8 protein-coding genes are annotated in these 15859 nt (G+C 43.5%); all 8 read left to right on the top strand.

Annotation, left to right across the window (positions count from 1 at the left end; translation table 11 throughout):
* Nucleotides 1-33 precede the first annotated feature (33 nt).
* From RZO55_RS24235 to RZO55_RS24200, 8 genes are read left to right on the top strand one after another with little or no spacing between them, the layout of a single operon-like run.
* A complete protein-coding gene (locus RZO55_RS24235; protein ID WP_318066819.1) occupies nt 34-10026 on the top strand; it encodes an SDR family NAD(P)-dependent oxidoreductase in 9993 nt (3330 codons plus the stop codon).
* A 13-nt stretch (nt 10027-10039) separates the two neighbouring features.
* On the top strand, nt 10040-10351 hold the full coding sequence (locus tag RZO55_RS24230) for an acyl carrier protein (protein WP_318066818.1): 312 nt from the start codon (nt 10040-10042) through the stop codon (nt 10349-10351).
* A complete protein-coding gene (locus RZO55_RS24225) occupies nt 10344-11315 on the top strand; it encodes a radical SAM protein (protein WP_318066817.1) in 972 nt (323 codons plus the stop codon). Before RZO55_RS24230 ends, RZO55_RS24225 begins: the two co-directional genes overlap by 8 nt.
* 44 nt (nt 11316-11359) lie before the next feature.
* A complete protein-coding gene (locus tag RZO55_RS24220) occupies nt 11360-11671 on the top strand; it encodes an acyl carrier protein (protein ID WP_318066816.1) in 312 nt (103 codons plus the stop codon).
* Nucleotides 11664-12635, top strand: coding sequence for a radical SAM protein (locus RZO55_RS24215; RefSeq protein ID WP_318066815.1), 972 nt, complete (start codon nt 11664-11666; stop codon nt 12633-12635). The genes RZO55_RS24220 and RZO55_RS24215 overlap by 8 nt, the downstream gene beginning before the upstream one ends.
* Nucleotides 12636-12647: 12 nt before the next feature.
* Nucleotides 12648-13643 (top strand): 3-oxoacyl-ACP synthase III family protein, encoded by a 996-nt coding sequence (locus tag RZO55_RS24210; protein ID WP_318066814.1) that lies wholly within the window; start codon nt 12648-12650, stop codon nt 13641-13643.
* A 16-nt stretch (nt 13644-13659) separates the two neighbouring features.
* Nucleotides 13660-14628: a 3-oxoacyl-[acyl-carrier-protein] synthase III C-terminal domain-containing protein gene (locus RZO55_RS24205; RefSeq protein WP_318066813.1), complete on the top strand. Its 969-nt coding sequence runs from the start codon at nt 13660-13662 to the stop codon at nt 14626-14628.
* A 41-nt stretch (nt 14629-14669) separates the two neighbouring features.
* A complete protein-coding gene (locus RZO55_RS24200) occupies nt 14670-15836 on the top strand; it encodes an SDR family oxidoreductase (protein WP_318066812.1) in 1167 nt (388 codons plus the stop codon).
* The last annotated feature ends 23 nt before the right edge of the window (nt 15837-15859 follow it).

Raw genomic sequence — 15859 nt, 5'->3', positions numbered from 1 at the left:
AAAAACGATCCGGAGAGGGGAGAAATTATATAAATGGAACTAGATCAGAAAAAAGTAATTCTCGAACAAATAAAAAACAGGGAGATTACTCCGGAAGAAGGACTAAGCAGGATTAAACAGTTAAAACATTCTGGTATCCCCGAAAGTAGTTTTGATATCTGTCCAGGGCAGTCAACAGAAAATGACATTGCAGTAATTGGAATTTCAGGCATTTTTCCCGGATCTGATAATGCAGATGAGTTATGGGAACATTTACAGGCCGGACATAGCTTTATAGACCAGGTTCCGGCCCGGAGATGGCGTCTGAACGGAAGTGAAGAAATAAACAGCGGGCGGGGCGGGTTTTTATCGGATATATCAGCTTTTGATGCTGAGTTTTTTTCCATCTCGGAGAAAGAAGCAGAAATGATGGATCCACGGCAGCGGTTATTTATGGAGGAGGCCTGGAAAGCTCTGGAAGATGCAGGATACACAGAAAGCAGGCTGGACGGAGCGGGCTGCGGGATCTTTGTGGGCTGTCAGGAGGGGGACTATTTCAAAAATTATGACGGTACATTGAATCCCTATCTGCCGACCGGAATAAGTAATTCCATCCTGGCATCCCGGATGGCGTATTATCTCAATTTAAAAGGACCGGCAATTGCTGTTGATACTGCATGTTCTTCGGCACTCAGCGCAATTTATATGGCTTATTCAGGCCTTCTGAATAATAGTTGTGAAATTGCACTTGCCGGCGGTGTCCAGGTATTATCCACCAAGGCAATGTTTGAAGGTCTGAACAGCCTGGGCATGTTTTCGCCTACAGGAACCTGCCGAGCCTTTGACAATGCTGCCGACGGTACGGTAATCGGCGAAGCAGCAGGTGTGATTGTTTTAAAAAGACTGGACAGGGCTGTTTCTGACCGGGATCAGATCTATGGCGTAATAAAAGCTATTGAACTAAATCAGGATGGAAAGACGAACGGAATCACCGCTCCCAATGCTCTGTCCCAGAAAGAACTGGAAATAAAAACGTATCAGAAAGCGAATATCAGCCCACAGTCCATCACTTATGTAGAAAGTCATGGAACCGGAACAAGGCTTGGTGATCCCATTGAGCTGCAGGCTCTGACAGAGGCTTTCCAGCAATGGACGGACAGGAAAAACTTTTGTGCGATTGGCAGCATTAAGCCCAACATCGGGCATTCGATGCCGGCTGCCGGAATTGCATCCGTTATCAAAGTCCTTTGTGCACTGACTCATAAAAAACTGCCGCCTCTGATAAACTACCATACCATCAACTCAAATATCGATTTGGCGCAGAGTCCTTTTTATATTTTAACGGAGGCTAAAGACTGGAATGTGGAATCAGGAATTCGCAGGGCCGCTGTCAGTTCCTTTGGATTCAGCGGAACCAATTGTCATATGATTATTGAGGAGTATCCCTGCCGAAGCGGGGACAGGCAGGAAGCTGTCCGGGACCAGCTGATTTTTTTATCTGGTAAAACGAAAACAGCCCTGAAGAACAAAGCAGCTGATTTAATCCGATGGCTGGAAAAAAGGCCGGAGTGCCGCATACAGGACTTATCTTATACTTTATGTGTGCGGAGAAGCCATTTTAAATACCGGTGGTATTGTACTGCATCCACGATTGCAGAACTGCAGACAGAACTTTCATTATTTATTGAGGCGGGCAGTCCGGGAGATCAGAGACTGAAAGCCACTGATGAAAGCCTTGCAGAGCTGTTACGCCAGTTTTCTTCGCAATCTGAGCAGAACGTGGATCGCAGGGAGCTTCTTGAAAGAATTGGGACCCATTATGTCAACGGTGAATCAGGGGAGTGGGGGCTTGTGTTCCAGCAGGATGCCAATACCATTTCATTGCCGCCGTATCCCTTTAGCCGGAAATCATACTGGCACAGCGCTGCACCTGCCAGCGTGAAAGATAAAAGCATTTGTGAAATGTCTTACCGGCGTTTATCAAAGGAAGGCACTTCTCATTTAATTGTATCGTTAACCGGAAAGGAATTTTTTGTAACGGATCACGTGGTGGATGATTTACATATTCTGCCTGGTGCAGCTCAGATTGAAATGGCGAGAGCAGCAGGGGAGCAGCTGGATTTTGACGTATGCAGAATCAGTAATATCGTGTGGCAGCAGCCAATTGTTGCGGAGTCGGAACTGTTTCTGTCAATCGCTGTGGAACAGGAAGATGATGGTTTTAAATATCGAATTGAAAGTGATTCTGCCAATCCTTTGGCAGTTTATTCCCAGGGGTGGCTCTATGGTTCTCATAAGACACCTCTGATTACCGGCAAAGAACAGATAAGCATTCACGATATTATCGCCAGAAGCCAGCATAAGTTAACCGGAACGGAATGTTATCAGATAACGAGTAAATATAACTTTAAATATGGCAAAGGGTTTCAGCCCATTCAGGAGCTATATATAAACAGCCGGGAAGTATTGTCCCGCTTAAAGTTACCTGATTGCGTACCCGATGACTTAGGCCGTTTAAAGCTGCATCCAACTTTGATTGATGGAGCATTTCAAACCGCTCTGGGGTTCGCTGACAATGCAGAAAATCATTCAAATGTTCCATTTATTCTGGAAGATGTGGAGATTTACCATCCCCTTGTCAAAGAATGTTATGTATACGCACAGCTGCTGTCGGATCAAAATAAAGGCGCAGCGAAATTAAACAAATATAGAATGACCATTACCGACCTGACCGGAAAAATACTGGTTGTCTTAAACAACTTTATTGTAAAAGAACTAAAACAAACAGGCTTACCAAAGCATCTTAAGACTGATCAGAAACCGGCTGAAAATATGTATCTGGATTCAATCTGGCTCTCAGCACCGGCAGCAGTACCAGGAGGGATACCTACAGACACACTGTCCCGGTGGCTGGCTGCTGACGTGGGGGGGACAGGCCAAAGCTGTGTGTTCCGGTACACAAAAGAGAATGCACAGTTGTCGGACATTGTTATAAATTTACCTGAACAGAATCAGGAATCATTCTGGAAAGACTTTTTGAACCGGCAAAGTGCAGCAGGCTGGCGGTTGGAGGCCGTCCTGTATGGTTTTACGGAAGAAAAATACCGACTGGATCCGGTCAGCACAGACAAACAGCTGGACTGCTATATTTATCCGTTTTTTGATTTAATAAGAATGCTGTCAGGGATGAAGTGGGAGAGTTCTGTTACAGTCCTGGCTCTGGCAAAACAGGCTGGAAATCCATTATTTGATGCACTGCGGGGATTAGGGGCGGCATTATTTCAGGAAAACAGAAAAATTATACTTAAGACGGTTATCCTGGAAGGCAACTGGCAGGACCGGATCAATCAGGTTACAACGGAATTGACACAGCATGATGGCTTTGCTGTTAAATATCAACAGGATATCAGGAAGATACTGTCATTAAGAAGAGCGGGTCCGCCTAAAAATGAGCATAGAAAAATCAGGAAAAACGGTGTCTATATTATCACCGGCGGTACAGGAGGAATTGGAGAAATTTTATCCGAACATCTGGCTTCCCGCTATGGCTGCAAACTGGTCTTATTTGGACGATCAACAAGTTCCGATCGAGCCGACCGGCAGTTGGAGAAGATCAGAGCACTGGGCGGGGAGGGGATTTACTTATCCGGAGACGTCTGCAGTCAGGAGGATGTGTCTCAGCTGATTTCCGGTACATTGCAGCAGTTTAAAAAGATTGACGGCCTTTTCCACTGTGCCGGAATCATTAATGATGATTATTTTTATAAGAAACAAACTCCTCAGATCCAGCAGATAGTAAGACCAAAGATACTTGGAACGTTGGTCTTATATCAGGAATTGCTAAAAACGGAAGCGGAGCTTTTTATGATGTTTTCTTCCATTGCTGCAGTTTTCGGCAATGCCGGGCAATGTGACTATGCCTATGGCAATGCGTTTATGGACAGTTTTACTGAGCTGGCTGTGGCAGAGAAACAACTGAAAATCATTTCTGTCAACTGGCCGATGTGGGAAGAAGGCGGAATGCAGGCCGACGATGAGTCGGTAAAATTAACCGAAAATCTTTACGGAATGATACCGATACCGGTTCAGAAAGCGTTGGTAGCGTTTGAATATTCAGTAAATAGATCAGAACAGAAAAGGGTGATCCTGACATATGGGCGGATCGAAAAAATTGAGCAGATTCTGAACATATGTGAGGAAAACGATGAAGGCAGTTTTATTTCTCAAGAAGAGGTAGATGATATGCAGATGGCACAGAAAAATGGGAGTCATGAAGGTGTTTTATTAGAAGATCTGATGAAGATTGCGGGAAAACTGATAAAAGGTACAGAAGGCGATATGAGCCCCGATGACGATATTGAAGAATGTGGCTTTGATTCCATCGCAATTACTGCTTTTTGTAACGAATTAAATCAGCAATTATCGATAAAGCTGACTCCTCTTGCTTTTTTTGAACTTGAGCAGCCCACGATTCGGGCACTGCAGCAATATTTGTTAAAAGAATACAGTGAACCAATTCAGGAATATTATAAACTTCGGATGAAAGAGGCGGTATATCAAAGCCCTCCCAGCCAGCAAAATCAATCGCTCAATGTCCCTGTTGCTGAAACTGACCAGAAGGTCAGCGGCACCAGGGACGACATTGCGATTATCGGTATTGCCGGAACCATGCCGCAATCGGATTCTGTTGAAGAATTCTGGAACAATCTGGAGAAGGGAAAAGATCTGATTACAGAAATACCCCAGGACCGAAGGAAGTCAATGCCTGATCTTAAAGCAGCCGGATATGGCGGATTTATGAAAACGATCGATACATTTGACGCTGAATTTTTTAATATTTCTCCGCGTGAAGCAAACTATATGGATCCCCAACAGCGAATTATGCTGGAAATGACCTGGAAAGTCATTGAAGATGCAGGCTACAATCCGAAACAGCTGGCAGGGACAAAAACCGGAGTGTTTATCGCAGTATCCGGCAGTGATTATTTTGATTTAATGATGAGAAACCAGTTTCAAATGGATGCCTCCTCTTCCATGGGTACCCTGACCTCTATTTTTGCCAACCGGATTTCGTTTTTATATGATTTTCATGGTCCCAGTGAATCCATTGACACTGCCTGTTCCAGTTCCCTGGTAGCTCTGCATCACGCTGTGGAAGCTATCCATGCAGGGCTTTGTGATACCGCCATTGTCGGTGGTATTAATGTGATCTTAACGGCCACTCTGTTTAACATCTTTGATGCTTCCGGAATGCTTTGCAAGGATGGAAAGTGTAAAACTTTTGATGCAGATGCAGACGGCTATGTCAGGGGGGAGGGGGCCGGAGCAGTATACTTAAAATCACTGTCCAAAGCCCAGGCTGATAAAGATGATATATATGGCGTTATCCGGTCTACCTCAGTAAATCACGGCGGCAGAGCAAAATCTCTGACTTCACCAAATACCAATGCCCAGGCAGACCTTATTTTTGATTCAATCATAAAATCAGGTGTAGATCCTGCTACAGTTACTTACATAGAAGCACATGGAACCGGCACCAATTTAGGTGATCCGGTGGAAATAAAAGGCCTGAAAAAAGCATTTCAAAAACTTTACCAGGAAAGCGGAAAAGAATTCAACGGCCAACCCTGTTGCGGGGTGGGGTCAGTAAAAACAAATATCGGTCATTTGGAGGCAGCATCTGGTATTGCCGGTTTGCTGAAAATAATATTAAGCATTAAAAATAACAAGCTTCCTGCATCTCTGCATATGAAAAGGCTGAATCCATTTATTGATCTGGAGGACAGCCCTTTTTATATTGTTAATAAAACAATTCCATGGGTAAGGTTAATCGATGAGCAGGGGAATGAGATTCCGCGGCGGGCCGGGATCAGCTCTTTTGGGTACGGCGGGGCGAATGCCCATGCGGTTATTGAGGAATATGAAATAAAACAGGAGCAGGGGGAAAACCGGAAGCCGCAGTTAATTTTGCTGTCTTCCCGGACCAGACCACAGCTGCGGGAATCTGCTGCGGCTCTCGCCTGTTATATCCGTTCCCCGGATCAACCGGTTTTACGGCTTGCCCGGCTGTCATATACGCTGGCAGCCGGACGTGAGCATATGCAGGAACGGTTAGCGGTCATCGCAGCAGATCCAGCGGAACTGCTGCAAAAATTAGAACAGTTTCTTGATGGCAGTATGGATACGTGGACCGACCGGCAGACGGAAATACTGCAGACAAAAACCGATGGAAGCAGCCTTGTGGAGCATGCCAGGAATTATCTGGCAGGAGAAGCACCGGACATACCGGCACTTTATCCCTACGGCTGTCCGGGCAGAATGCATGCGCCTGGATACTCTTTTACAAAACAAAGGTATTGTTTTGATGATGATCATCGAAACAGCCATGTATTACTTAAACCTACTGATAAGCCTGTCATAACAGAAATAAGCGGGGCGGACAACCTTCCGGTCCCGATTCAAGAGAGACAAACGAATCAAAGGCCGAGTACGGATATGATCAATGAACTTAAACAAATGCTGGCTGACGTGTTATACCGGGAATCGTCAGACATTGATCCGGTTAAGCCTTTTATGGAACAGGGACTGGATTCTATTTTGGGAGTGGAATTTGTAAAGCTTTTAAAAGACCGCTATCAGATTGGCTTAAGAGCCTCCAGTTTATATAATTATCCATCTCTTCAGGATCTGGCCGCCTATCTTCAGGAACAGACTTCAGACAGTATAATGAGGAAAAAGGAAATGCCGCATCCAGAGCGGGAATCTGAGTCTGTATCACTGATGAAATCAGGGACAGCCATGAGGATTGAACCAGAACCGGTGACACATATCGAACAGCCTGGATTTACTGATATAGCTGTTATTGGTATCGGGATGCGTTATCCGGAAGCGGATGATATGGATGAGTTCTGGGAAAATTTAATTGCTGGAAAGGATTGTATCACAGAAATCCCGAAAGAACGCTGGGATATCGCGGCTTATTACGATCCCAATCTTAATCAGCCTGGAAAATCAATTAGTAAATGGGGTGGATTCATTCGTGATTACGATAAATTTGATCCGCTGTTTTTTAACTTATCCCCCGCAGATGCACAGTTGTTAGATCCTCATCACAGGATTTTCTTACAGGAAGCCTGGCACGCATTAGAAGATGCCGGATATCCGGCATCCAGGTTAAATGCAATGAAATGCGGTGTTTATGCAGGAGTCATGAACAGCAGGGATTATCCAGGCAGTATTTTTAATGACTCGTCGATGCTTGCGGCAAGAATTGCATATTTCTTAAATCTGAAAGGACCGGCTGTTTCAATAAACACTGCCTGTTCATCCTCTTTAGTAGCTGTTGACCTGGCCTGCAAGGCGCTGCAAAACAATGAAGTGGATCTGATGCTGGCCGGAGGCGTGGCTCTTTATATGACCCAGGAATCTTATCTGGGAATGTCAAAAAGTGGTATGCTGTCCGGCACAGGGAGGTGCAGAACGTTTGATGATCAGGCGGATGGCTTTGTTCCGGGAGAAGGTGCAGGAGTTCTGGTATTGAAACGTCTGGACAAAGCACTTGCGGATCAGGACCACATCTATGGTGTAATCAAAGGGACCGGAATCAATCAGGATGGAAAGACAAATGGTATTACTGCTCCAAGTGCTCAGGCTCAGACCGCACTGGAGAAGGAAGTATATCTGAAATCGGGAATTAATCCGGAAACAATCTCCTATGTGGAGTGTCATGGCACCGGTACCAAACTGGGTGATCCGATAGAAGTAGAAGCATTGATTGACTCTTTCCGTACATTTACTGATAAAAAATCCTTCTGCCGGATTGGATCAGTAAAATCCAATATTGGACATACATCTGCAGCCTCCGGTGTGGCTGGAATCATAAAAGTATTATTATCACTAAAAAATAATCTGCTTCCGCCGTCGCTCCATTTCAACAAATTAAATGAACATATTCAATTGGATGATAGTCCATTTATTGTAAATCACACACTGACCCCATGGACACGCGAAGGAACTGGATTAAGGCGGGCAGCAGTAAGCTCCTTTGGCTTCAGTGGAACCAATGCCCACCTTGTATTAGAAGAAGCTCCGGTACGGACGGCATCGGACTGCCAGAAAACTTTACCGCTTTATGCCATTACACTTTCGGCAAAATCGCCTGAGTCATTAACTGGGCAGATTCAAAAGCTATACAGCTGGCTGAATCACAATAAGGGTAAGTTCTGGATTGGTGACCTGGCTTATACCCTGAATACCAGACGCACCGTTTTCGATTACCGGTTTGCTGTTCTGGCATCGGGGGAAGAGGATTTGACCGAATTGATAGGGGGGTATCTGTCTGGTCGTAAGCCGGTTTCAGAGCTGATTTTTACGAAAAAGGCTGACAGCATCCCGAAACATTTATCGAAACAGACGATCCAGTATATTTTTCAGCGTATCCACCAGCTTGAGACCGATTCCAGTGAATATCGCGAGTTATTGCAGGCATTGGCAGAATTTTATGGAGCAGGAGCAGAACTCAACTGGGAAGAACTTTATGGAGCGCGTGATTATCAGGTAATTCCTGTTATCACCTATGCTTTTAAGAAAGACCGGTACTGGTATGAACAGCCAGCTGTACCGGAAAAACCAAATAACTCCGGTTCCCATATGGATAATCTTCTGCATTCCGGTTTTCAGAAACTAAATGACTGCTGCTGCAGAGTGAATCTGACTGGCCGGGAATTCTTTTTTGAAGATAATGTTGTCTATGATAAACCCATCCTTCCGGGAGTTGCCTACCTTGAAATGATACGGGCAGCTGCACAGGAAATGTTAAAGCTTTCTGTTGCTGTCATAACCGATGTCTACTGGCTTGCGCCAATTCAACCGGACGGCAGTTTGATCCGTTTGGAAATAGAATTTTCAGATGGTGATAAAACCAGTTTATTCCGTCTGTACACTGTCAGCCAGGATGAAGCAAGAATTTTAAACATGAAGGGAAGTATTTCGAAAGAACCGGTATCTGCAACTGCTGTAATTCAGGATATTGCCGCAATCAAAAAACGCTGCATCAATCAGACAAGCGGATTGGAATGCTATGAGAGCTTCCGGAGAAGACAATTTTTTGTAGGCCCCAGTATGCAGGCGATGAAGCATATGTATTATAACGATACGGAAGCGTTGTCAGAGCTTTCCCTGCCCTTGAACGGTTATGAGCTGAAGGCGTTTGATCTGCATCCGGCGCTTATGGATGCTGCACTGCAGACGATTACCGGTCTGCAGGTGAATTCTGACAGGGATTCCATCGGCCGCCCTTATCTGACTTTTTCACTGGAGCGGCTGGAAATACTGAAACCATTAGCCGCACACTGCTATGTCCATGCATCTCTAAGCAAAACCAACGATCTGGATAAACCAATGCGCCATTTTAATATTAATATGATTGATGATGATGGCAATATATTAGTTCGGCTGATTAATTTCTGTATCAAGCAGCCCATGGAAGAAAATCACTTGAATGCAGAAACACGGAAACCGGTTCAAATAGAAGAAAAATGTGTTAATGCTGAGGATGTTACCCGAATTATCTCCAGTCTGTTAAAAATCAGCCAGGATGAAATTGATCCCAATGAAGAATTGCTGAATTATGGATTCACTTCGATTAGCATGATCGGGTTTATTGAAACAGTCAACCGGGAGTTCGGAATTAATACTTCTACGGAGATGTTTTTTGACGAGGATATGGTCAGTATTAATACCATTTGCCGGAGTTTAGAGAGACATTTAAAACCACTGGCCGGCGGGGAATCCGTACAGGGTGCAGATCTGATGCAGATTTATCATAAAGCAGAAGAAACAATTCTTCAGATGGCCAGTGATTTGCCAATGACCGATCAAAATGGCTATAATTCTGAGGCTGTCCGCACATTGGTGCAGCGGATTGCTTTAAAATATAATATCCAGGCAGTTCCCGAAGACGTAACCGCCAGTTCTTCATTCTCAGCATTCATTAAAAAATTAGTTCAGGATAATGCAGGCATTTTTTGCAATATGTTAAATGATTAAAGGAGGATTCAAAATGAAGTGGACAGATCAAATGGTTTTTGAAAAAACTGAAACAATTTTAAAAGAGGTTAATCCTCAAAAAGTGCTGGGAGAAGTTACTCCCGATAGTTCTCTGATTCATGACTTTGCGTTTGATTCCATCGATATCATGGATACCATGCTGAAAATTCAGCAGACTTTTTTAAGTGAATCGGCAAACTTAGATATGGAAAGCTTTATCTCAGACATTTTTGAAGATGAAAATAACGCCGGAATGACTGTAGGAACTATTTGTAAGCTGATAAAAAAATATTTTCTGAATCATATGGAGGTACAAAATGGATAATAAAATTAACTGGGGAATAACAAAAGATTTACAGGCGGATATCCGCTACGAACCGAATGCATGTAAAAATTATGTCATGGATATGTCCTTAGGCTGCCCTCATCATTGTCTTTACTGCATCTTCTCGCCTCTGGAAATGAAAGCATACCAGCTGCAAAATCCTGATTATAAGGAAGAAACGGTATTGCTGAAACTGGACCGCTTTCTGGAACGGGAGGATTTTCCTCCCTGTGTTTATTTGAGCTATTCGTCAGATCCGTTGGGAAATGAGGATATTATTAAATCGACCATTACTGTTGTGAACAGGCTTTTGGAACATAATGTGAATATTCTTTTTGTATCAAAAGGAATATTTACGGACGGGATTCTGGAGGCATTTGCCAAAAAGCCGGAGTACATACATGTTCAGGTGGACGTGACAAGTGCTGACCAGTATAGAAATTCAATTGTGGAACCTTATGCAGCCAGCTATGAGGAACGGATGAATAATGTTAAGAAACTTGCTTCCATAAAAGGTCTTGGAAATTTAAATGTGCGCATTGATCCCATGCTTCCCAATATTGATGACCAGCCGGAGAACATTAAAAAAGTAGCAGGTGATGCGCTGCGGCTGGGAGCAACGGAAGTGATTGCCGGTTATGTTCTGGTAACAGGCACAGTGAAGCAGGCATGGATGAAAAATGAGTTTTTACGTCCTTGTGCCGAGGCATTGTCAGAAGTAACGCCAACCATCTCCGGCCAGCAATTATTTTCACTTCCATTTGATGATAAATTGGAAAGACTGACCAGAGTTGAGCAGTTATGCAAAGAAGTGGGAATAAAAATGGCTTGCTGCGGCTGTAAAGACGTGCGCCTGAAACAAACTGATTTTGAATGGATCTGTCATCCGTTTAACCGGCAGATGAGAGAAAAGATGATGAAGGAAAATCCCGGCTATGTGTTGGAGACAGAACATTTAAAATAAAAGATACAATGAGTGCTGCTAAATGATAAAAGGAGGTTTCATTAATGAAGTGGACAGATCAAATGGTTTTTGAAAAAACCGAAACAATTTTAAAAGAGGTAAATCCTCAAAAAGTGCTGGGAGAAGTTACTCCCGATAGTTCTCTGATTCATGACTTTGCGTTTGATTCCATTGATATCATGGATACCATGCTGAAAATTCAGCAGACTTTTTTAAGTGAATCGGCTGACTTAGATATGGAAAGCTTTATCTCAGACATTTTTGAAGATGAAAATAACGCCGGAATGACTGTGGGAACCATTTGTAAGCTGATAAAAAAATATTTTCTGAATCATATGGAGGTACAAAATGGATAATAAAATTAACTGGGGAATAACAAAAGATTTACAGGCGGATATCCGCTACGAACCGAATGCATGTAAAAATTATGTCATGGATATGTCCTTAGGCTGCCCTCATCATTGTCTTTACTGCATCTTCTCGCCTCTGGAAATGAAAGCATACCAGCTGCAAAATCCTGATTATAAGGAAGAAACGGTATTGCTGAAACTGGACCGCTTTCTGGAACGGGAGGATTTTCCTCCCTGTGTTTATTTAAGTTATTCATCAGATCCGTTGGGAAATGAGGATATTATTAATTCGACCATTACTGTTGTGAACAGGCTTCTGGAACATAATGTGAATATTCTTTTTGTATCAAAAGGAATATTTACGGACGGGATTTTGGAGGTATTTGCCAAAAAGCCGGAATACATACATGTTCAGGTGGACGTGACAAGTGCTGACCAGTATAGAAATTCAATTGTGGAACCTTATGCAGCCAGCTACGAAGAACGGATGAACAATGTTAAGAAACTTGCTTCCATAAAAGGTCTGGGAAATTTAAATGTGCGCATTGATCCCATGCTTCCCAATATTGATGACCAGCCGGAGAACATTAAAAAAGTAGCAGGTGATGCGCTGCGGCTGGGAGCAACGGAAGTGATTGCCGGTTATGTTCTGGTAACAGGCACAGTGAAGCAGGCATGGATGAAAAATGAGTTTTTACGTCCTTGTGCCGAGGCATTGTCAGAAGTAACGCCAACCATCTCCGGCCAGCAATTATTTTCACTTCCATTTGATGATAAATTGGAAAGACTGACCAGAGTTGAGCAGTTATGCAAAGAAGTGGGAATAAAAATGGCTTGCTGCGGCTGTAAAGACGTACGCCTGAAACAAACTGATTTTGAATGGATCTGTCATCCGTTTAACCGGCAGATGAGAGAAAAGATGATGAAGGAAAATCCCGGCTATGTGTTGGAGACAGAACATTTAAAATAGGGAGGATACAATATGGAGGCTGCGGGAAGATACCCGATTGCTATAAAAATCAAGGGAATTGGGCACAGTGTTCCAAAAAAACTCGTTACCAGCGATGAGCTGGAACGTAAATATAAATTAGAAGCCGGGTGGTGCAGCCGCAAACTGGGTATCTCAGGCAGATACTGGGTTACCAAAGAATCTGCCGCAGAGTTATGTGCACAGGCATCTGCGGAAGCATTTCAAAAGGCGGACATTGATCCCGGTGAAATTGATCTGATTTTAAATGCGTCTAACACCTTTGACCGAATTCTGCCTGATCAAAGCATTCAGATTAAAGATAAACTGAACCTGACTGACCCCCAAATTGGCTGCATCAGCGTCAACTGCGGCTGTTTAAGTGCTCTGGCGGCACTGGATCTGGGAGGGGCGCTGATTGCCTCCGGAGTTGCGAAGCAGATCCTGATTGTCGCCAGTCTGATTTCCTCTCCTGGTTTTAACGAAAAAAATATTCAGGAAAGTGCGGCATTGGGAGATGGCGCTGCGGCGCTGATACTCGGTGCCGCGAAACCACAGGAAGACTCATGTTTGTATGGAGCCAGAATGGAAACTTACAGCGGCGCTCATGGGATTAAAGGATTCAAAGGGATGAAAGAACACGAAACACTTTTTAGTAAAGATATCTTATTTGATGATTTAACCTTTGAATTTGATTCTCAGACGATGCAGCAGGAAGGAATGAAATATAATAAGAATTTCGTTTCCCGATTATTTCCGGTTGATAAAAAATGTCTGCAGATGATTATCCCCAACCAGTCCACCAGGATCGCTTCGGATATGATGAAACTGATGTTTCCATCCCGTAAAGTTTTTACTGTCATTGACCAATACGGCAATATCGGTGCCGCTGGTCATATTATGGCCTTATATCATGCAGTGGAAAACAATCTGATAAAAAGAGGAGACTTAGTGCTGCTGCACGGTATGGGAGCGGGATTGTCGATCTATGGTGTTCTGTTAAAATATTAGAAGGAGGGAGCTGAACATGGCAGATTCTTATTCAGTAAAAATCACCGGGCTGGGCAAATATTTGCCTGAACAGATCGTAAATAACAATACAGTGGAAACGGAGGCAGGACTGGCGGCCGGCTGGTGTGAGCGGGAGATTGGGGTAAGGTCCAGAAGATGGGCGGACAAGTTGACGCAGTCAGAAATGGCCGGAGCTGCTGCCAATGAGGCGATTGCCCAGGCAGGGCTCACTGAGCTGGACTTAGATTTGATCATTAATGCCTCGTCTGGTTTTGAAAAAAAAGTACCTGATGGGGGACCGCTGCTGCAAAAAGAGTTGGGATACGAACATACCGGTATTCCCAGCCTGACTATTCAGTCAGGATTTCAAAGCTTTATTTCAGCGTTGTTCGTGTCAGTTGGATTAATTGCTGCTGGGCGTTACCGCAATATTTTAATTTGCTGCTCGGAAATTCTTTCATCAATGGTGGATCCCTCTAATTCTGAAGCTTATTGTCTGTTGGGTGATGGAGCGGGAGCAATAGTTTTATCAGCCTGTAAAGAGAACGACCAGAGCCATGTATTAAAAATGGTGCAAAAAACTTTTTTTGACAGCGAATTTTCAATTAGTTCTAAACTTGGTTTCACTGGAATTCAGAATAAGGTAAAAAATGCAAAAGATATTGCAATCCAGATGGATCTTAAAAGATACCGTGAATGCAGCACTGATTATACCAGTCAGGTGATCGAACAGCTATTAGAAAATTTTTCCAAAGAACAGCTTGGGGCAGCAATTTTACAATACCTTCCCAACAGCAAAGACTCTCTGCTCAGCCGCACTACGGTGATCAACACTATAACCTCATCCGGTTTGTGTGGGGCGGCCTCTTTTCCAATGGCACTTTACGATGCAGTCACCGATGCAAAAATTCACCGCGGTGATTATGTGCTGCTGGCCGGCACCGGAGATGGTTTTTGCGTTGGCGGGATATTGCTTCAATATTAAATAGCTAACCCTTTCACCCTTATAAAGGAGGTAAAAACATTATGCAAACATCAAAACCATGGTATAACGACTGTGTACTTGACCCACAGATAGTGATGCCGCAAAATTTATCAGATTATCGTAATCCGCCAGATAAAATATTTGTAACTGGAGTAACAGGGTTTATCGGCTGTTATCTTCTGAAGGAATTGCTGGACCGTACCAAAGCGGATATAATGGTACTTGTTCGGGCTAAAGATGAAATTATTGCTTGGGAGAGAGTAAAAAATCAAATGAAAAAGTTTCACTTGTGGAGTGAATGCTATTGCAGCAGAATCACCCCTCTGACCGGCGATCTCTGTAAAGAGAGGTTGGGGTTGTCAGAAGACTGCTGGAGGATGTTAGAAGAAAGTGTGGACTATATCTATCACATTGGAACTTATGTTAACTTTCTTTTGCCCTATCACGTATTGTATCCACATAATGTGGCTCCAGTCATAGAATTGTTGAAGCTTGCATCCTCTCAGAAAAAGAAACGGTTGATTTATTCTTCGGTCATAAATGTTTTCTACCTGTCGGAAACGGACCCGGACATGGTCATTCCTGAAGATTATACAGCGAACAAAATTGATAAAGTTAACGGTTATGGAAAGACAAAATGGGTGGCTGATAAATTATTGCAGGCCGCCGGAGACAGAGGGTTTGCAGTAGAATTATACCGCCTCCCGTACGTTTGCGGAAGTTCTGATACCGGCTATGTGAGGCAAAAAGATTTTTTCTGGTATATTTTAAAAATCTGCCTTCAAATGGGATTTGCTCCTGATATTGACACGGAATTTCCAATAATTCCGGTCGACTGTTTAGCACGGTCGATTGTTTCCATTTCGCTACAGGAAAAAACTGATGGATGTCACTACTATGCGACAACTGGTCTGCAAAAAATAACCTGGAGGGATATTTTCGAAGCGTTTCGGAAAGAAGGCTATGAATTGAACTATTTAGAAATTTCTCAGTGGCAAAAGCATGCAATTGATTATTTGAGTAATCGGCAGGATCGCAGTATGATCCCGCTGAAAATGATGTTGCTGCACCCAAAGCCGCTTAAATCCTCATCATTTGACAATAAAAATTTCCGTTCCGCATTAGTATCACCGCATGAGATTGACTTTAGCCTGCAAATTCTGGTCCACTCATTTAAGCAATATATTGACCGGAACCATTTAATTTAAAACAATAAAAGGGGCTGCCACAC

Source organism: Clostridium boliviensis (assembly GCF_033342255.1).
GTDB classification, from domain to species: Bacteria; Bacillota; Clostridia; order Lachnospirales; family Lachnospiraceae; genus Lacrimispora; species Lacrimispora boliviensis.
The sequence above is the reverse complement of the archived record's forward strand: the minus strand, read 5'-3'. Positions and strand labels throughout refer to the sequence as shown.